This is a genomic window from Jeongeupia chitinilytica (assembly GCF_014652315.1).
Lineage (GTDB): Bacteria > Pseudomonadota > Gammaproteobacteria > Burkholderiales > Chitinibacteraceae > Jeongeupia > Jeongeupia chitinilytica.
In genome coordinates this window covers 45,104-63,558 of the sequence record NZ_BMYO01000011.1, presented here as the reverse complement: position 1 = coordinate 63,558, position 18,455 = coordinate 45,104, and the positions used below count along the sequence as shown (strand labels likewise).

Sequence of the window (18,455 nt, the reverse complement as noted above, 5' to 3'; positions counted from 1 at the left end):
TCAGTCAAAGTCGGCCTCGTCCTCGGCACTCATCTGCGTCGACGTCGTCACCTTGCTCATCCTGATTCGGGTTACGTCACCGCTGGCGGCGTTCATCTCGACCTGTTCGATGCTCTTGTCGCCGGCGAGTTTGAGATTGCCGATCAGCTTGGCCATGCCGGCGTCCTTCGGACTCAGGACCAGACTCCAGCGCGCGCCCCTGGCGTCACCCTTGACGTCGAAATGTTTCGCCAGCCCGGACAGGTCGCCCGAGAACAGCGAGAACAGCACGCCACCGACGGTACGTACGACCGGCTCCTTGTCGGCGGTCAGCTTCATCAGCGTTTCCTTGCCGTCCTTCTGGACGATCTCGTCGCGCGCGACCTGCAGCCGCTGGTCGAACGGCTTGACCGTATGCCAGACGACGCCGCGTTTCTTTTCGACGACGAAATGGCCGCTGGCGGTCAGCGTCTTCTTCACGCCGACGAGCTGACGCTCCTGTACGAACTCGCCGCGGATCACCGGCGCGTCGACAAGGCGCTTCTGTACGTCCTGCAGCAGGTCGGCGTGGGCCATTACCGGGATTAGGGCCGGAAGCAGCATCAGGGCAAGCAGTTTCTTCAGCATGGCAGCGGTTCTCCGAGTTTCTCGAACAGCACCGGTGGCGACATGAAGCACATCTCGCGCGTCGCGATCTCGACGGCGACTTGCACCGTGTAGCCCTTGGTCAGCCGGGTGCCGGTGTCGGCATCGCGGATTTCGTAGCGGATCTTCAGCCGGTTTTCCCACTCGACGATTTCGGCGCAGATCTCGATGCGCTGCTGGTAGACGAGCGGCTTGGCGTAGCGGATGTTCAGTTCGATCACCGGCCAGGCGTAGCCGGAATCGCGCATCTGCGGATAGTCGTAATCGAGTGCCTGCAGCAGCGCCGTGCGTGCGTATTCGAAGTAGCGCACGTAATTGCCGTGCCAGCAGATGTCCATCGGATCGAGATCGTGGAAGGGGATCTGCCAGATCACGCTCGTGCCGCGCGGCGGCTTGGCGGATTTATTCATACAGCTTCCATTGCTGATGCTGGATGCCGTCGACGAGGCGGCGCAGCGTGGGTTCGAGCGCCACATCCTCGTTGATGAAGGCGATGTCGTCCGCGAGCTCGGTCACAAAGGCGTCGGCGCCGGGCTGCAGCGGCATGGCCCCCTCAAGGGTGGCCTGCCGCAACGCGAGGCCCTGACGCACGGTGACCAGCATCGCCGCGGCGACCTGCTCGGTCAGCTGCAGCACCCGCAGGCAGTCGCGAGTGGCGATCGTGCCCATGCTGACCTTGTCCTGGTTGTGGCATTCGGTCGAGCGGCTGAATACCGACGCCGGCATCGTGTTCTTCAGCGCCTCGGCGGTCCACGCCGATGCGCTGATCTGCAGTGCCTTGAGGCCGTGGTTGATCGAAGCGCGCGGGCCGGTGGCGCCGGACAGGTTGGCCGGCAGGCCGTGGTTGTAGCGTGCGTCGACCAGCAGGGCCATCTGCCGGTCCAGCAGGTCGGCGACGTTGGCGACGAGGTTCTTCAGGCTGTCCATCGCGAAGGCGATGTGGCCGCCGTAGAAGTGGCCGCCGTGCAGCACGCGTTCGCCGTCCGGGTCGACCAGCGGATTGTCGTTGGCGCTGTTCAGTTCGTTCTCGATCACGTTCTTCAGGAAGGGCAGCGCGTCGGCCAGCACGCCGATCACGTGCGGCGCGCAGCGCAGCGAGTAGCGGTCCTGCAGGCGGTGGTCGTTGCGGCCGGCCTTGTTGTCCCCCAGGTCGGCGCGCAGCCAGCCGGCCACGCCCTGCTGGCCCGGGTGCGGTTTGGCGGCGAACAGCGTTTCGTCGAAGTGCTGCGGGTTGCCGTCGCTGGCGGCAACCGCCAGCGCGGTGATCCGCGTCGCGAGCCGGGCCAGGTATTCGGCGCGTTCCCATGCGAGGCAGGCGAGCCCGGTCATCACGGCGGTGCCGTTCATGATCGCCAGCCCTTCCTTCGGTCGCAGCTTCAGCGGCACCAGACCGAAACGTGCCAGTGCCTCGGCGGCCGGCAGCGGCTGGCCGTCGACACGGGCTTCGCGCTCGCCGCACAGCACGGCGGCGACGTAGGACAGCGGCGTCAGGTCGCCACTGGCACCGACCGAGCCTTCCTGCGGAATGCGCGGCAGGATGTCGTGTTCGAGCAGTGCGGTCAGCTGTTCGAGCAGGCCGGCGCTGACGCCCGAGTAACCCTGCGACAGCGACGTCAGCCGCGCGGCAAGGATCGCCCGGGTTTCGGTGTCGCCGAACACCTCGCCGTAGCCGCAGCCGTGATAGGTGTACAGGTGGTGCGGCAGTTCGTACGCGAGCGAGACCGGCACGGCAACGGTGCACGAATCGCCGTAGCCGGTGGTGACGCCGTAGATCACGCCGTCCACGTCGAGCAGCTTGTCGAGGAAGGCCGCGCCGCGGGCGATGCGACCGGTGAATGCATCGTCATCGGCCAGCACCGGGCGGGCTTCGCGCCGTGCCAGCCGGGTGATGTCGGCGATGGCCAGCCGGTCTTCGCCGAAGGTGACCGTGCCGGTGCGAGGCGCATCCTGGAAGGTGGAGCCGGATTTGTTCGTCATCGTTCGGACCAGAAAGGGTAGAAGTTGAACCACTGCAGCGGCGCGGCGAGGCATTCCGCCTCGAGCAGCGCCGCGTAGCCGGCAGCGAGCGCGGCAATCGCACCGCGGCGATCGGCGCGCGGCAGCACGACGCGCTCGGCCAGCAGGCGCACGGTGATGTGGAAATGGTCGGCCTGCCGGCTGGCGACCAGTGCGACCAGCGGGCACTTGAGGATGGCCGCGAGCACGTAGGGGCCGACCGGAAACGGTGCCGGTGCGCCGAGGAAGGGGATGTCGATCGTATCCGGTTGCTGCGATACCGGTACGCGGTCGCCTGCGATCACGACGAACTCGCCGGCGTCGACCCGTTCGGCCAGCATGACGGCGGTCGCGGCGCTGATCTCGGTGACCTGGATCAGCCGGATGTGCGCTTCCGGATGGGTCTCGCGCAGCAGCCGGTTGAAGCGTTCGGCATGCTTGGTATGGACGAGGATGTTCAGGCGGATGTTGCGGCGTGTTTCGCCCAGCTTTCTGAGCATTTCGAAGTTGCCGATGTGCGCGGTCATGATCACGCCGCCGCGGCCGGCGTCGATCACCGCCTGCATCGTCGCGGCACCGTCACGGCGGACCGGCGTGTCGTCGAGGTCGCCGCGCCAGACCAGCAGCTTGTCGAGCACCGTTTCGCCGAAGGCGGCGAAGTGGCGCAGCACGTTGGCAAGGCCGGGGGCCGGCGTGCGGCCGCCGCTGGCAAGGTGGAGGCGCTGCAGGTAATCGCGCGATGCGGTGCGTGCGATGCGGTGACTCAGCACGTACCAGCTGAGGATCGGGTACAGCACCAGACGGAACGGCCAGCGGCCGAAGCGCTTGTAGATGCCGACCAGCAGGCGGATGCCGCCGACAAAGCCGGCTTCGCCGACCGAGGCCCAGTGGCTGGTCATCCGCGTGCTCCGCCGCGCACGAGGCGCATCAGCAGGCGCGGCGCGTGCCGGAGCATGCCGAAGAACAGCCGGGTGTGCATCTTGCTGATGCGGACGTTGTCTTGCCAGTAGTCGAAGTGCGACACGCCGTCCGCCGGATAGCGCACCCGCGTCGGCAGGTTGACGACCGGCACGCCGGCCCAGTCGAGCCGCACCAGCACTTCGGGGTCGAAGTCCATCCGTCGCGCCTGCGGCATGCGGACGAGCACCGGCAACGTCGGCGCCAGCGGGTAGATCCGGTAGCCGCACATCGAATCGGTGATGCGCAGGCTCAGCGTGTTGATCCACACCCAGATGTGCGTAGCATAGCGGCCGTAGAGCCGGCCCTTGGGCACCGACTCGTCGTAAACCGGACAGCCGGCGATCACCGCGTCGGGCCGCGCCGTCATCTCGGCGAGGAAACGCGGCACGTCGCCGGTGTCGTGCTGGCCGTCGGCGTCGATCTGCAGTGCATGGCTGTAACCGAGTCTTGCCGCCTCGCGAAAGCCGCTGGCACAGGCCGCACCCTTGCCCTGATTGGACGCGTGCCGCAGCAGCGTGACGCCGTCGCGACGCGCCAGCGTGTCGAGTACCGCGGCACAGCCCGCCTCGCTGCCGTCGTCGACCAGCAACACCGGCAGGCCGTGCGCCAGCAGTGCGTCGACGACGTTGCCGATGGCGCCGCCGTGGTTGTAGACCGGGATCACGGCGATGCAGCTCATTCGCCGGCTCCGCCGGGCATGCCGTCGAAGACCAGCTTGCCGCTCGAATGCGCACCGGCGCCGGACGTGTAGGCGAAGGCGAGCTGGCGTTTTGCGGCGTCCCAGCCCAGCGTCAGTGTGAGGGTCATGCCCGGCTGGACGATGCGCTGGAATTTCAGCGCCCGCATGCCGGTGAAACCGCCGTCGATGGGAAAATGCCGGCGACCGTACCGGACCGCCCAGTCGACCTGTGCGACGCCGGGCAGGACCGGGGCGGCGTCGAAATGGCCGTCGAAATGCGCAAGCCGGGCGTCGATCTTCAGGATCAGCGTCACGCCTGTCGTGTCGACGGTCGCGGTCACGATCTCGGGTTCGGTCGGCGGTGCGAACAGCGCGGCCAGCAGCGCTTCGGGCGTCTTGCCCATGCCGTTGTGCGGCAGCTCGGCGACATAACGCCAGCGCCGCGGCAGGCCGACCCGCTCGATGTCGCCGGCGAGCGCATCGCGCAGGCGCTTGTCGAGCGGCGCCTTGCCGTCGCGCGCGAGCGCTTCGCGACCGGCGGCGCTGAGGACGACGACGGCGGCGACCTCATCGCGTTGCCGGCTCAGCAGCAGCGTTCTTGCGGTGTCGACTTCGTTGCAAGCGCCCAGCAGCTGTTCGATCCGGCTCAGCGAGATGCGCTTTTCCTCGACCTTGACGATGCGGTCGGCGCGGCCGAGCAGGGTGAACCGGCCACCGTCGAACGTGACACGATCGCTGGTCGTCAGCCAGCCGGCGGTGGCAAGGAAGGGCGAGCGCACTTGCAGGAGGCCGCCGTCGTCGAGCGCAAGTTCGACGCCGGGTTGTGGCGTCCAGGCGTCCTGCGGGTCGTGACGGTGAGCGATGCCGCCGGTTTCGGAACTGCCGTAGACCTCGGTGATCCGTGTGCCGAGCAGCGCGCGTGCAGCCAGATTGGCCTCCGCCGGCAGCGGGCCGCCAGAGGAGAACACCGCGGCAAAGCGCGCGGCGACCGGACCGCGGTCGGGTACGGTGGGAATGCGTTTGAGGATGGCGGGGCTGGCGACGAGCGCCAGCGTGCGACCGGCCGGCAGCGACCAGACCGACTCCGGGTAGGCGAGCGTGTCGCAGTCGAAGGCGCGGCCGGCGGCCAGCGGCCACAGTACGCGGAACAGCAGGCCGTACAGATGCTGGTGCGGCACGGTGGCGACGATGCGTGCGTCCGCCGGCAGGGTGTGGCCGAATGCGGCTTCGAGTGCGTCGGTCTCGTTGCGCAGCTGGACCAGGGTCTTGGCGATGGCACTGGGTTGGCCGGTCGAACCCGACGTGAATACCTGCAGCGACGGTGTGCCGATCGCGCGCACCGACGGCGCCGACGGCGTCGGGGGCGTCCGCTCGTCCGGTGCGGCCGCGACCCAGTCGCTCAGTGCGGCACCGGCGACGTCGCCGACCCAGGGTTGCGGCAGTGCGGCGCGCGTCGCCGGCAGCGCGTCGCCGGGGACCGTGACGGCCAGACCGACCTGCCAGGCCGCGAGTAGCCAGACGGCAAAACGGTAGCTGTCGGTATCGAAAACGGCGACGTCCGGCACATCGAGCGCTGCGACGGCGTGTGCCGCCGCGGTGACGTCGGCGAGCAGCGTTTCACGCAGGACCGGTGTTTCGCCGCGCCAGGCGACGACGGCAGGTCCGGTGGCGTGATCGCCAAGCGGCCACGGATTTGCCCACGAATCAGGCATTGAGGTTTCCATTGCGGTGCCCGTGACGGTGCATGACGACCCGGCGGACCAGATACTCGCCGGCACCGAGCGTGCCGATCAGCACGTAGGCGATCAGGCCGTTGTAGAGCGCCCAGGTGGCGGGCGGCTGCGTCGTCGTCCACAGCGCGATGCCGCCGTTGAGCACGAAGAAGCCGGCCCAGACGCGGGTGACGCGGCGCGTGTAGGCGATGCCTTCCGGCGGCAGGTCGGGCGTGGTCAGCCGCGCCAGCCGTTCGATGACGGGCGGCGGCCTGACCAGGCTGGCGGCAAACACGCCGAACAGCACGGCGTTGACGAGGACCGGGTAAAAGGTGAGCGGCAAGGCCGATCGCGACACGAGTGCGGCGACGCCGAGCAGCGCCGCGACGAGCCCGAGTCCGCGGCCGGTCGCCGGACTGATCAGTCCGGTACGGCTTGCGCTGCCGAAGGCCAGCGGCAGCAGCACAAGGCCGGCCAGCCAGAACGGCCAGCCCCGCCACTGGCACAGCCAGAACAGCAGCGGCAGCGCCACGCCGGCGGCGATGCCGAACACCCGTTTCAATCAGGCCTCGAGCAGTGCGTGCACCGCATCGACGACATCGCCGACGGTCCGGACGCTCTTGAAGGCGTCGGGCTGCATGCGCTTGCCGGTGTGCTTCTGCAGTTTCACGATCAGGTCGACCGCGTCGATGCTGTCGATGTCGAGGTCGTCGTAGAGGCGGGCGTCGAGCGAAATGCGCTCGGGGGCGATCTCGAAGGTTTCCTCGAGGGTCCCGGCGATCCAGTCGTAGATGTCCTGCTTTTGCATGGCGGGCCTTACTTGCTGCGGTTGGCCGCGACAAAGGCGGCGAGGCTCGCGACCGAGCCGAAATGTTTGCGGGTTTCGTCGGACTCGGCCGACAACGACAGCCCGTAGCGCTTCTGCAGCGCGACGCCGAGCTCGAGTGCGTCGATCGAATCGAGGCCGAGGCCGTCGACGAACAGCGGCGCATCGGTATCGATGTCGGCCGGGGTCAGGTCTTCGAGGTTGAGGCTCTCGATGATGAGTGCCTTGATTTCAGCAGCCAGGTCGGACATGCGGGACTAACTCCGTGAAAAGAACTGCGCCAGCCAGTCGGTCAGCCGGCGCGCGGCGAGCGCGGGTTCCTGGTCGAACAGCGCCTGCGGGTGCACGTCATCGTGCACCGTCAGAATGAAATGCGGTTTGCATTGCGGCACACGGTACCATTTGCTGCCCTTGGTCAGCATCGGTTCGGACACCGAAATGACCACCGGCGTGATCGCCAGCGGGCCGCGCACCGCAATGTTGGCGGCGCCGCGTTGCAGGTTCAGCGGCTGGCCGGGCACGCTGCGCGTGCCTTCGGGAAACACGATCAGGTTGTTGCCGGCCTGCACCGAGGCGACACAGGCGTCGACGACATCGGGGCCGCCGGCGTTGCTGATGAAACCGGCGAAACGCACCGGGCCGCAGGTAAAGGGATTGTCCCACAGCGCCGCCTTGACGACACAGTCGGGGCGACGCACCAGCGACATCAGCAGCACGACATCGATCAGCGAGGGGTGGTTGGCGAGCACGAACAGCCCGTTGCGGCGCAGCTTCTCGATGCCCCGCACCTCGTAGCTGATGACCCCGACCAGCGCCATCAGGCCGGAAAAGAGGCGCATGCCGTAATGCAGCGTGTTCTTGGCCGCGCGCAACCGGCGTGTCCGGTCCGGGACGAGTTGCAGCAGCGGCAGCAGCACGCAGAGGATGATCAGTCCGCCGAGCCCGAACACGGCAAAACAGAAGCCGGTGGCGCCGATGCGCCACAGCCGGTTCAGCGCCTTCATGCGGTGTGCCGGACCAGTTGCCAGCCGCCGCGCATCGCGAGCGGCAGGACCGCACCGTTGCCGAGCAGGAAGTGCAGCAGCTCGAGCGGCGTGGCATCGCGCCCGCCGGCAGCGCCGGCGACGAGGGAAAAACCGTGGCCGGCGACGAGATTGAGCACCAGGGAAAACGGTGCCTCGGGCGCGTCGGCATAGCGCTGGTACAGCGTCGGCAGCGGTTCGTCGCTGAAGCACAGCAGGACCGAGGGTGCGCCGTCGGCGAGCTGGCTGCACGCTTCGACCAGGCCGGCCAGTGCGGTTTCGTTGCCGGCGGCGATCGCCGACACCGGGGTATGCGTCTGGGTGGCGATGGTGAACAGTCCGGCCGTGGCATTGTGGACGGCCATGCTGAACGCCTGCGGCGAGACCTTGCCTTCGGCGGCCAGCGACTGCAGCAGCGGCACGGTCCGCGCGGCCTCGCCGTGGCGGCTGGCGTGGATCAGCGGCTGGCCCTGGTAAGCGATGTCGTCGGCATATAGCGTTTCGAGCGTCATCTTGCCAAGCCGGTCGGCGCGGCGGCGCAGCATGGCCGGCATCGCTGCGACCTTGGGAGCGCTGTCGCCGGCAGGCAGGGTGCCGTCCCAGGCCAGCCAGGCTTCGCGCGACTCCAGACCCGGCGCCCACGCCGACCACTGCCTCAGGCTGAAGTGCAGTGCAGGGGAGGGCGGAGTGGACATGACGTTCGTAAGCAAATTGAAGCTTTCTATGGTATCGCGCTGCGGTGACGGCACTCAACGCGCCGCCGCGCTGGATCGGTTCCGGTTATGCTTTCAGCAGACTTTCCCGTTTCTCGATGAACTGCAGCCATGGCGATGTCATGACCGTCGTGACAATGGCCATCAGCAGCATCGCCGAGAAATACGGCTCGGCGATCAGTCCGAGCTGGCGGCCGAGGTTGAGCACGACCAGCTCCATCATCCCGCGCGTGTTCATCAGAATGCCCAGCATCCATGCGTCGTGGCGCGGCATCCGGGTCAGCGCGCCGGCGATCAGGCAACCGCCGACCTTGCCGATCACGGCCACCGCCGTCATCAGTACCGCCAGCCACCAGAGTCCGCCCGCGAGCAGCGTGCCGAGGTTCGTCGACAGGCCAATGGCGGCGAAAAAGCACGGCAGCAGCCAGCGGCACGCCGGCGACAGTAACTGTTGCAATCGTACAACTATTTGCGGATTGCGCGGCAGCAGCAGACCGACGGCGAAGGCGCCGAGCAGTGCATGCAGCCCGAGCCACGCGCTGGTGGCGGACGAGGCGGCGACATACAGCAGCACTTCGGCCAGGGCGCCGGCGCGCCCGCTTGCCAGTGCCGGTGCGAGTGCGGCAAGCCGTCGGCGCAAGGGGCCGAGCAGTGCGATGGCGTAGAGGGCGGCGGCGAGCAGTTGCGCCGGGCCGTGTGCGCCGTGCTGCGGCAGCCAGACAAACACCAGCGCGGCGAGCAGTGCCCAGCTCAGCGCATCGGTCAGCACGGCACAGGCGATCGCCTGGTTCCCGATCACGCTGCCGGCCAGTCGGCGTTCGGTGACGATGCGTGCCAGCACGGGCAGGGCGGTCATGCCGCAGGCCAGCGCGATGAAGGCCAGCGACATCGGCGGCAGCGGCGCGGCCAGCCAGGACGACGCGGCCCAGGCGGTCAGCCCGCCAAGGGCGACCGGCAACAGCATGCCGAGCTTGCTGGCCAGCAGCACCGCGCGCGGCCGGTGGCGCAGCGTCCCGAGCTCGAACTCGGCGCCGAGCAGGAACAGGAACAGTACCGCGCCGACGTCGCCGATCCTGCCGACCAGTCTGATCACTTCCGGCACGAACACCAGCGTGCCGAGTGCCGGCAGGGCGCCGGTCAGCAGTGTCGGGCCGAGCATCAGGCCGGCGGCGATTTCGCCGATTACTGCCGGCTGGCCGCAGGCGCGCGCAAGGACGCCGCCCAGGCGGGTGGCGGCAAGGACGAGGACAAGGGCAGCAGTCAGCGAGAGGACGGTCATGGGCACGGGTGTCTGCGGGGTCGGTGCGCATTCTATGTGATTCGCGCCGCACCGCCGCGTCGGCGTAGCCGCAGTCGTGCCGTTTGCCATCGTGGCCGGGGTGAAAAGTGGCATGGTGATTCTTGATGGTCGTCAAGCGGCCGGGGCGGTCGGAGCGGATAATTCGGAATCATTCTCCTTTCGATGTCGAGGCCCGCCGTGATCCTGAAACTCGCCCAACTGCAAGTGCAACGGCCGGCGCGCGTGAAGGCGGTCGGTACCTCGGCCGAACTGGCCCAACGGCTCGCGGCACTCGGCCTGCGCCCGGGGCGCGAGGTCGAAGTGGTCCGCCGGGGCTGGCTGGGCGGGCCGCTGCAGCTCAAGGTCGGCGGTACCGAATTCATGCTGCGCCGGGTCGAGGCCGCGCTGATCGAGGTGGTCGAACCCGCGGTTGCACCGGCGACACCGTCGCACGCCAGCGGGGTGGCGGCATGAAGCGCGTCGCCCTTGTCGGCATGCCGAACACCGGCAAGTCGACGCTGTTCAACCGGATTACCGGCGGCAATGCCCGCGTCGCCAACTGGCCGGGGCTGACGGTCGAACTGGCCAGCCACCGCGTGCTGCTTGGCGGCAGCATGGTCCAGCTCGTCGACCTGCCGGGGATCTACGACCTGACCGGCGGTGCCGAGGACGAGCAGGTCGCGCAGCGTTTTCTTGCAGAGACCGAGCTCGACGCGGTGTTGCTGGTGCTCAACGCGACCCAGCTCGACCGGCAACTGGCGCTGGCCTTGCAGCTCAAATCGGTCGGCGCGCGGCTGATCGTCGCGCTGAACATGGCCGACGAGGCCAAGCGCGGCGGCTTCGACATCGATACCGACGCGCTGGGCGAGGCGCTCGGCAGTCCGGTGCTGAAGATCAGCGCCAAGTACGGTCATGGCGTCGACGGCCTCAAGGCGCTGCTTGCGACCAGCCTGAGCCAGAAGCCGGCACGACTCGACTTTGCAAGACTCCGGCCGGCCGAAGCCAGCCGCGATGCCGAAGCGGCGCTGTATGCGCAGGCCGTCCACCGGCCGCCGACGCTGCCGCCGGGCCCGACGCAGAAGCTCGACGGCTGGCTGCTGCATCCGCTCGCCGGTCTGCCGCTGTTCGTCGTGATGATGGCGATGCTGTTCCAGCTGACCTACGCGATCGGCACGCCGTTGCAGGACGGTTTCGAGGCGCTGCTCGGCAGCGTCAAGGATGCGTGGCTGGTGCCGCTGACCGGCGGGCTTCCCGAATTCCTGTCCGGGCTGATCCTCAGCGGCGTCTGGGACGGCGTGACCACGGTGCTGACCTTCGCGCCGCTGATCTTCGTCTTCTTCTGCCTGATGGCGGTGATCGAGGATTCCGGTTACTTCGCCCGTGCGGCCTTCATGATGGACGGCATCATGGCGCGTGTCGGTCTCGATGGCCGCGGTTTCGTGATGCTGATGATGGGCTTCGGCTGCAACGTGCCGGCATTGATGGGCACGCGGGTGATCCGCGACCACAAGGCGCGGCTGCTGACGATGCTGACGATCCCGTTCTCGCTGTGTTCGGCGCGGCTGCAGATCTTCCTGTTCTTTGCCGGTGCGCTGTTCGGCCCGCGGCAGGCGCCGTGGGTGCTGCTGTCGCTGTACTTCGCCAGCATCTTCATTGCGCTCGGCACCGCCTTCCTGTTCCGCAAGCGCTTTGCCTCGCGCGAGCCGTTCGCGCTCGAACTGCCGCCTTACCGGCTGCCGGTGATGAAGTACGTGGTGTTCCGCGGCTGGAACGAGTGCAAGTCCTTCCTCAAGCTGGCGACGACGATGATCGTGATCGGCGTGGTCGCCGTGTGGCTGCTGACCAACTACCCGAATCCGCAGCACAGCTATGCCGAGGTGATCGCCAACTTCTTCCAGCCGCTACTGTCGCCGATCGGCATCCAGGCCGAGCTGTCGATTGCCCTGCTGTTCGGTTTCGTCGCCAAGGAAGTCGTGCTCGGCGCGCTGGCGGTGATCGTCGGTGCCGACGGCGCGCAGCTGGCGACGCATCTGGCGCAGACGCTCGATCCGGTTTCGGCCTACAGCTTCATGCTGTTTGCGTTGACTTACGTACCGTGCGTGGCGACGATCGCGGCGATGAAGAAGGAGTCGAAGAGCACAGCCTTCACCGCGTTTTCGGTCGTCTGGTCGCTGGTGCTGGCGTGGGTGCTGTCCTTCGTCTTCTACCAGGGCGCGCGGGCACTCGGCTTCTGAGTGGGGTCAGAACGGCAGCGCGCGCAAACGCGGTGCCGAGATCAGACCGATACCGAGTGCAACGGCCAGCGCGGCCAGATACAGGCCGAGAAAGCCGCCGGTGCTGAGCTTGTTCGCCAGCGGCCGGGCAATGCCGAGGAAGGCGGCAAACGCCCATGACGCCGCCGACACGCCGCCGATGCACGCAAGGCGTAGCCGCTGCGTGCGGCACAGCTTGGCCCGGTCGACGGAGGTCGGCAGCAGGCGCGGCAGGGCGTAGTGATGCAGTGCGGCGCCATTCAGCGTCAGCACGCTGACGACGACGAGCTTGCTGATCAGCTTGGGCTTGGCGACCAGTTCGGCCCAGCCTGGCCAGTGGCCGAAATCGAGCACGATGATCGAGAGACCGGTGCACCACAGCACCGCCAGCGCGACCAGCACGACCCGGCTGACGAGCTGCAACAGCGCCCGATCGCCGTGGCCGGTGCGTTGGCCCATGATTTTCATATCGGCGAGCACGGTAGCGCCGATGGCCACGCAACAGGCGATCAGGTGCGGGTAAAGTAACAGCAGGCGTAAGGTATCTTTCATGATTCTGCTTACTCGCAGGGAGGTGGTCGCGATGCTAGGACCTTCGGCCGCCGCCGCCGCTGGGCCGCGACAATTGGCTGCGTTCCGTTGCGATTTGGCAATGTTTCCCGCAGGCAAGACGTGCGGGGGACGGCGGGTTAAAATGCGGGGTTTGCATCCGCACGCCCCGTCCGCTCCGCAATGAATCTGCTCGTCCTTGGCCTCAATCATCAGACAGCCCCGCTGGCGGTACGCGAGCGGCTGGCATTTGGCGATACCGAGCTGCCCAAGGCGCTGGCCGAACTGACCCAGGTCCGCGGCGTGCAGGAGGCGGCGATCGTGTCGACCTGCAACCGCACCGAGCTCTATTGCAACGCGCGCGACGTCGATGCCGTCCTCGGCTGGCTGGCTGCCAGTCGCGGCCGCAGTGTCGAGGACATCTCGGCGCATCTCTACCGCTACGAGCACGATGCCGCGGTCCGGCACGCTTTCCGGGTGGCCTGCGGCCTCGATTCGATGGTCGTCGGCGAAACGCAGATCCTCGGTCAGCTCAAGGATGCCGAGCGCGCCGCGCGCAGCGCCGGCAGCCTCGGCGTGCTGCTCAACGGCCTGTTCCAGCGTGCCTTCCAGGTCGCCAAGGACGTGCGTACCGAAACGAAGATCGGCGCGTCGTCGGTGTCGATGGCTGCGGCGTCGGTCCGGCTGGCCGAACGGATCTACACCAGCGTGTCCGAATGCAAGGTGCTGTTTGTCGGCGCCGGCGAAATGATCGACCTGTGCGCCGCGCATTTCGCCGCGCACAAGCCGCGCGGCATCGTCATCGCCAACCGCACGCTCGAACGCGGCGAAACGCTGGCGGCGCAGTACGGCGGCGAAGCGATGCTGCTCACCGACATTGCCACCCGGCTCGCCGAATTCGACATCGTCGTCAGCTCGACCGCCGCACCGTTGCCGTTGATCGGCAAGGGCATGGTTGAGCGGGCGCTGAAGGCACGCAAGCGCAAGCCGATCTTCTTCGTCGACCTGGCCGTGCCGCGCGACGTCGAGGCCGAAGTCGGCGATCTGGCCGATGCCTATCTGTACACCGTCGACGATCTGTCCGAAGTCGTCCGCCAGGGACTGGCGTCGCGCACTGCCGAAGTCGACGCCGCCGAAGCGCTCGTGGCCGACGGTGTCGCCGCGTTCAAGCAATGGCAGGCGACGCGCGCGCTGGTGCCGACCATCCGCGAACTCAAGGATCAGGCCGACCGCGTGGCGCGCAACGAACTGGCGCGGGCGAAGAAACGCCTCGCCGCCGGCGACGACATCGACGACGTGCTCGAACGCCTTGCCGAGCAGGTCGCCGCAAAAATCCTGCATGCCCCGCTCGCGAGCCTGAACGCGGCATCCCCCCAAGACCAGGAACCGCTGGCCGCCTGTACGCGGCGGCTGTTCCGCCTTCCCGACCAGACATGAAACCGTCGATCCAGACCAAACTCTCGCAACTGTGCGACCGGCTTGAAGAAGTGGGCGCGCTGCTCGCGTCCGAGGACGCGACCCGCGACATGGACCGTTATCGCAAGCTGACGCGCGAACACGCCGAGCTCGAACCGGTCGTCGCGCTGTACAACGCCTTCCGCGCGACCGAGGCCGACATTGCGACGGCCGAAGAGATGCTGGCCGACCCGGACATGAAGGAAATGGCCGAGGAAGAGATCGCCGCCGGCAAGGCGCGCATCACCGGACTCGATGCCGAGCTGCAGAAGGCGCTGCTGCCCAAGGACCCGAACGACGAGCGCAACATCTTCCTCGAAATCCGCGCCGGGACCGGCGGTGACGAGTCGGCGCTGTTTGCCGCCGACCTGTTCCGCATGTACACACGCTATGCCGAGCGCCAGCGCTGGCAGGTCGAGATCGTCTCGGCCAGCGAGTCCGACCTCGGCGGCTACAAGGAAGTGATCGCGCGTGTTGCCGGCTTCGGCGCGTATTCGCGGCTCAAGTTCGAATCGGGCGGTCACCGCGTCCAGCGTGTGCCGGCGACCGAAACCCAGGGGCGCATCCACACCAGCGCGTGCACCGTTGCGGTGATGCCCGAGGCGGACGAAGTCGGCGAAATCGACATCAACCCGGCCGACCTGCGCATCGACACTTTCCGCGCCAGCGGTGCCGGCGGCCAGCACATCAACAAGACCGACTCGGCGGTGCGCGTCACCCACTTGCCGACCGGCATCGTCGTCGAGTGCCAGGACGACCGCTCGCAGCACAAGAACAAGGCGCGCGCGCTGGCCGTGCTGGCGGCGCGGATCAAGGACGTGCAGGACCGCGAGCGTCAGAGCAAGGAAGCCGCCGAGCGCAAGAGCCTGATCGGCTCGGGCGACCGCAGCGAGCGCATCCGCACCTACAACTTCCCGCAAGGCCGGATGACCGACCACCGGATCAACCTGACGCTGTACAAGCTCGATGCGATCATGGACGGCGATCTCGACGAGCTGACGCAGGCGCTGATCAACGAACAGCAGGCCGAACTGCTCGCGCAGCTCGGCGAATGACGCAACGGCCCGCAAGGGCCGTTTTGCTTGGCAGCACCGCCGTCGCCTAGATTTGGAGTACAGCCACCCGAAGAGGAGCGCGGCGATGAGCGAGCAAGGAAAACGCTACAGCAACGGCGAAGTCACCGTGCTGTGGCAGGCGGAAAAGTGCATCCATTCCCGGCGCTGTTTCAGCGGCCTGCCGGCGGTGTTCGATCCGGCCGGCCGGCCGTGGATCAGGATCAATGCGGCGGCGAGTGCCGACATCGTGCGCCAGGTGCGCGAATGTCCGTCGGGCGCGTTGAGTCTCGTCGACGAGCGCCAGCGGGGGACGGCCGAAGGCGTGCTGCAGATCGAGCCGCAGACCGACGGTCCCTTGCTGGTGCGCGGCCCGGTGATGGTCGCGCTGGCCGATGGCGCGGTAGAGTCGTGTCCGGGGCCGACGACCGCGCTGTGCCGTTGCGGGGCGTCGGCAAACAAGCCGTTTTGCGATGGTTCGCACCAGCGCATCGGCTTCAAGTCGCGTTGACGGTCCGAACTTCGGCGACGCCCGTGCGGTCAAGCCAGGGTAGGAGGATCGGACGCAAAGGGGAGGCTGCATGGAAAAGGTGGATCTGTTCGTCATCGGTGCCGGATCGGGCGGCGTGCGCGCCGCGCGGATCGCGGCCGGTCACGGTGCAAAGGTGGCGATTGCCGAGGAAGCGAACTTCGGCGGCACCTGCGTCAACCGCGGCTGCGTGCCGAAAAAGCTGCTCGTTTACGCCAGCCGCTATCAGGGCGACTTTGACGAAGCGGCCGCGTTCGGCTGGCGGGTCGGCGAGACGTCGTTCGACTGGGCGACGCTGATCGCCAACAAGGACCGTGAAATCGCGCGGCTCGAATCGGTGTACCGGCGCAACCTCGACAAGGCCGGCGTCACCATCCACGCGCAGCGGGCGGTCCTCGACGACGCGCATACCGTGCGTCTGGCCGACGGGTCACGCGTCCATGCCGGCAAGATCCTGATCGCCACCGGCGGCCGGCCCTACCGCGGCCCGGCGTTCGAAGGGCAGGAGCTGGCGATCACCTCGGACGAAGCCTTCCACCTGGCCGAGCTGCCGCGCCGCATCGTCATCGTCGGCGGCGGCTACATCGCGGTCGAATTCGCCGGCATCTTCGCCGGCCTCGGCAGCGAGACGACGCTGGTGCATCGCGGCGAGCGCCTGCTGCGCGGCTTCGACACCGAGCTTGCCGACGAACTGGCGAGCAGCTACGGCCGCAAGGGCATGGGGCTGCGACTCGGGGCGACGGTCAGCCGCATCGTCCGCGACGCGGGCGGGCTGGCGGTCACGCTGTCGGACGGCAGCGTCGTTCATGCCGATGCCGTGATGCTGTGCACCGGCCGGCGGCCTTACACCGGCGGACTCGGTCTCGACAACGCCGGCGTGGCGCTGGCCAAGTCGGGCGCGATTCTGGTCGATGCCGCTTCGCGGACCAGCGTGCCGTCGGTGTTCGCCGTCGGCGATGTCACCGACCGCGTCAACCTGACGCCGGTGGCGATCCGCGAAGGCCATGCCTTCGCCGACCGCGAGTTCGGCGGGGTGCCGCAGCCCATCGATTACGAGCTGATCCCGACCGCGGTGTTCTCGACGCCCGAACTCGGCACGGTCGGCCTGCCCGAAGCGGCCGCGCGCGAACGCTATCCGCAGCTCAAGGTGTTCCGCACCGGTTTCAGGACGATGCGTTCGGCGTTTGCCGACGGCGAGGACCGGATGCTGATGAAGCTGCTGGTCGACGGGGCGACCGACCGTGTCGTCGGCGTCCACGTGCTGGGCGATGCGGCGGCCGAAATGATCCAGCTGGCCGGGGTGGCGCTGACGGCCGGTGCGACCAAGGCGCAGTTCGACATGACGATGGCGCTGCACCCGAGCGCGGCCGAGGAGCTGGTGACGCTGCGTCAGGCGTCGTAGCGGCGTGAATAGTGGCAGGAACCGCAGTGGACTGTTTGCACTCGAATCCGGTTGATCCGGTTCGAACAACAAGGAGAAACCATGAAAAAGATCATTCTTGCCAGCGTGCTGGCACTGAGTACCGGTTTGGCCGCCGCCGCCTTCGTCGGCCCGAACAGCGCACCGCTGATGACCACGGCGGCCGAAGCGGCCAAGGCCGCCGACGATCTGCCGGTGGTGCTTGAAGGCTACATCGTCAAGCAGATCCAGGGTGACCACTACGAGTTCCGCGACAACACCGGTTCGATCAAGGTCGAAATCGACCACGACAAATGGCCGACGCAGGACATCACCCCGCAGATGAAGGTGCGCCTGTCGGGCAAGGTCGACCGCAGCAGGCTCACCGGCTTCGAGGACATCGACGTCAAGCTGGTCGAGATCATCAAGTAAAACCCAACCCGCCATCCGGCGGGTTTTTTCATTGCCGTGCCGCCGGTTCAGGTTGGAATCGGCCGGTCGAGCTGGCCCAGGCAGAAGTCGCGGAACGCGCGCACCCGCGGCAGCAGCTGACGGGCGCCGGGGCGGACGATGTACATCGGCGTCGGCTCGCCCTGCCAGTCGGCAAGCGCCTGGGCCAGTCGTCCCGCGGCGAGGTCGTTGGCGACGTCGAGCCGCGACTTGTAGGCGACACCCCAGCCGCGCCGCGCCCATTCGCTGACGATGGCGCCGTCGTTGGCATGGCGCACCGGTGCCACCTGTACCGACTCGGTCTCGCCGTCGCGGTGAAAGCGCCAGCTGACGTGGGCACTGTCGCGGATGCTGAACGCGAGGCAGGCGTGGCCGCTCAGCCCGGCGGGCGAGTCGGGCCGGCCGTGGCGGTCCCAGTAGGCCGGGCTGGCGACCAGCACCCGGCGGTTGTCCGGCGCCAGCGCTGTGGCGATCACGCTGCCGTCCTGCTCGCCGGCGCGGAAGGCGAGGTCGATCGAGTCGGCGACCAGATCGTCGACCCGGTCGGACAGCGTCAGCCACGGCACGATGCCCGGATGCTGGCCGCAGAAGGCGTCGAGCCAGTCGACGACGAACTGGCGGCCGAAATCCGACGGGGCCGAAATCCGCAACGGCCCGACCAGCTCGCCCCGGTGCGCGGCCAGCGCATCACGGCCGGCGTCGAGTGCCTGCTGTGCCGCCAGCGCGCTGCGGTACCAGATCTCGCCCTCGGCAGTCAGCGACAACTGCCGCGTGCTGCGCAGGAACAGCCGCACGCCGAGCTGGACTTCCAGCCGTTTCAGCGCCACCGACAGCGCGGCCGGCGTCTGGTTCAGGTCGCGCGCCGCACCCGAGAGCGAGCCGCGTTCGACGATGCGCAGGAACCAGTCCCAGCCTGGTGGTTCGGTCGCCATGCCTTGCCTTTATCAACATATTTTTGA

Annotated in this window: 21 protein-coding genes; 7 read left to right on the top strand and 14 right to left on the bottom strand. The window is 67.8% G+C overall.

Annotation, left to right across the window (positions count from 1 at the left end; genetic code table 11):
* The 12 genes from IE097_RS17880 to IE097_RS17825 all read right to left on the bottom strand — a co-directional run bounded on the left by IE097_RS17880 (position 1) and on the right by IE097_RS17825 (position 9,810).
* On the bottom strand, positions 1 to 606 hold the full coding sequence (locus IE097_RS17880; protein WP_189462264.1) for an outer membrane lipoprotein carrier protein LolA: 606 nt from the start codon (positions 604 to 606) through the stop codon (positions 1 to 3).
* Positions 600 to 1,034, bottom strand: coding sequence for an acyl-CoA thioesterase (locus IE097_RS17875; RefSeq protein ID WP_189462263.1), 435 nt, complete (start codon positions 1,032 to 1,034; stop codon positions 600 to 602). The genes IE097_RS17880 and IE097_RS17875 overlap by 7 nt, the downstream gene beginning before the upstream one ends.
* On the bottom strand, positions 1,027 to 2,601 hold the full coding sequence (locus tag IE097_RS17870) for an HAL/PAL/TAL family ammonia-lyase (protein ID WP_189462262.1): 1,575 nt from the start codon (positions 2,599 to 2,601) through the stop codon (positions 1,027 to 1,029). Before IE097_RS17870 ends, IE097_RS17875 begins: the two co-directional genes overlap by 8 nt.
* Positions 2,598 to 3,518 carry a lysophospholipid acyltransferase family protein gene (locus tag IE097_RS17865; RefSeq protein WP_189462261.1) on the bottom strand — a complete coding sequence of 307 codons (921 nt, stop codon included), beginning with the start codon at positions 3,516 to 3,518 and terminating at the stop codon, positions 2,598 to 2,600. Before IE097_RS17865 ends, IE097_RS17870 begins: the two co-directional genes overlap by 4 nt.
* Positions 3,515 to 4,258, bottom strand: coding sequence for a glycosyltransferase family 2 protein (locus tag IE097_RS17860; protein WP_189462260.1), 744 nt, complete (start codon positions 4,256 to 4,258; stop codon positions 3,515 to 3,517). Before IE097_RS17860 ends, IE097_RS17865 begins: the two co-directional genes overlap by 4 nt.
* The gene (locus IE097_RS17855; protein WP_189462259.1) at positions 4,255 to 5,970 is read right to left on the bottom strand and encodes an ApeI family dehydratase; all 1,716 of its coding nucleotides are present in this window, start codon (positions 5,968 to 5,970) and stop codon (positions 4,255 to 4,257) included. Before IE097_RS17855 ends, IE097_RS17860 begins: the two co-directional genes overlap by 4 nt.
* Positions 5,963 to 6,523, bottom strand: coding sequence for a COG4648 family protein (locus IE097_RS17850; protein WP_373295753.1), 561 nt, complete (start codon positions 6,521 to 6,523; stop codon positions 5,963 to 5,965). The genes IE097_RS17855 and IE097_RS17850 overlap by 8 nt, the downstream gene beginning before the upstream one ends.
* A 9-nt stretch (positions 6,524 to 6,532) precedes the next feature.
* Positions 6,533 to 6,778: an acyl carrier protein gene (locus IE097_RS17845; RefSeq protein WP_189462257.1), complete on the bottom strand. Its 246-nt coding sequence runs from the start codon at positions 6,776 to 6,778 to the stop codon at positions 6,533 to 6,535.
* Positions 6,779 to 6,786: 8 nt separating this feature from the next.
* Entirely contained in the window at positions 6,787 to 7,047 is a 261-nt protein-coding gene (locus IE097_RS17840) for a phosphopantetheine-binding protein (protein WP_189462256.1), read from the bottom strand.
* A 6-nt stretch (positions 7,048 to 7,053) separates the two neighbouring features.
* On the bottom strand, positions 7,054 to 7,800 hold the full coding sequence (locus IE097_RS17835; RefSeq protein WP_189462255.1) for a lysophospholipid acyltransferase family protein: 747 nt from the start codon (positions 7,798 to 7,800) through the stop codon (positions 7,054 to 7,056).
* On the bottom strand, positions 7,797 to 8,513 hold the full coding sequence (locus IE097_RS17830) for a beta-ketoacyl synthase chain length factor (protein WP_189462254.1): 717 nt from the start codon (positions 8,511 to 8,513) through the stop codon (positions 7,797 to 7,799). The genes IE097_RS17835 and IE097_RS17830 overlap by 4 nt, the downstream gene beginning before the upstream one ends.
* 85 nt (positions 8,514 to 8,598) lie before the next feature.
* A complete protein-coding gene (locus IE097_RS17825) occupies positions 8,599 to 9,810 on the bottom strand; it encodes a cation:proton antiporter (RefSeq protein ID WP_229797657.1) in 1,212 nt (403 codons plus the stop codon).
* Between the two features lie 183 nt (positions 9,811 to 9,993).
* Here IE097_RS17825 and IE097_RS17820 point away from each other — a divergent pair, with 183 nt between their 5' ends.
* Positions 9,994 to 10,284: a FeoA family protein gene (locus IE097_RS17820; RefSeq protein ID WP_189462252.1), complete on the top strand. Its 291-nt coding sequence runs from the start codon at positions 9,994 to 9,996 to the stop codon at positions 10,282 to 10,284.
* Complete coding sequence (gene feoB, locus IE097_RS17815) at positions 10,281 to 12,044, top strand: ferrous iron transport protein B (protein ID WP_189462251.1); 1,764 nt, start codon at positions 10,281 to 10,283, stop codon at positions 12,042 to 12,044. The genes IE097_RS17820 and feoB overlap by 4 nt, the downstream gene beginning before the upstream one ends.
* A gap of 6 nt (positions 12,045 to 12,050) precedes the next feature.
* Here the strand turns inward: feoB and IE097_RS17810 are convergent, their stop codons facing one another.
* Positions 12,051 to 12,614 (bottom strand): hypothetical protein, encoded by a 564-nt coding sequence (locus IE097_RS17810; protein WP_189462250.1) that lies wholly within the window; start codon positions 12,612 to 12,614, stop codon positions 12,051 to 12,053.
* Positions 12,615 to 12,794: 180 nt separating this feature from the next.
* On the opposite strand from IE097_RS17810, the gene hemA reads away from it, so the two are divergent.
* From hemA to IE097_RS17785, 5 genes are all read left to right on the top strand, one after another.
* On the top strand, positions 12,795 to 14,048 hold the full coding sequence (gene hemA / locus IE097_RS17805; protein WP_189462249.1) for a glutamyl-tRNA reductase: 1,254 nt from the start codon (positions 12,795 to 12,797) through the stop codon (positions 14,046 to 14,048).
* Positions 14,045 to 15,121, top strand: a complete 1,077-nt coding sequence (gene prfA / locus IE097_RS17800) for a peptide chain release factor 1 (protein ID WP_189462248.1) — start codon at positions 14,045 to 14,047, stop codon at positions 15,119 to 15,121. The genes hemA and prfA overlap by 4 nt, the downstream gene beginning before the upstream one ends.
* 85 nt (positions 15,122 to 15,206) lie before the next feature.
* Positions 15,207 to 15,629 (top strand): (4Fe-4S)-binding protein, encoded by a 423-nt coding sequence (locus tag IE097_RS17795; protein WP_189462247.1) that lies wholly within the window; start codon positions 15,207 to 15,209, stop codon positions 15,627 to 15,629.
* A gap of 70 nt (positions 15,630 to 15,699) precedes the next feature.
* Positions 15,700 to 17,049: a glutathione-disulfide reductase gene (gene gorA / locus IE097_RS17790; RefSeq protein ID WP_189462246.1), complete on the top strand. Its 1,350-nt coding sequence runs from the start codon at positions 15,700 to 15,702 to the stop codon at positions 17,047 to 17,049.
* An 81-nt stretch (positions 17,050 to 17,130) separates the two neighbouring features.
* Positions 17,131 to 17,478, top strand: a complete 348-nt coding sequence (locus IE097_RS17785; RefSeq protein ID WP_189462245.1) for a YgiW/YdeI family stress tolerance OB fold protein — start codon at positions 17,131 to 17,133, stop codon at positions 17,476 to 17,478.
* Positions 17,479 to 17,525: 47 nt separating this feature from the next.
* Here IE097_RS17785 and IE097_RS17780 read toward each other — a convergent pair whose 3' ends face one another.
* Complete coding sequence (locus tag IE097_RS17780; RefSeq protein ID WP_189462244.1) at positions 17,526 to 18,428, bottom strand: LysR family transcriptional regulator; 903 nt, start codon at positions 18,426 to 18,428, stop codon at positions 17,526 to 17,528.
* Positions 18,429 to 18,455: the final 27 nt, after the last annotated feature.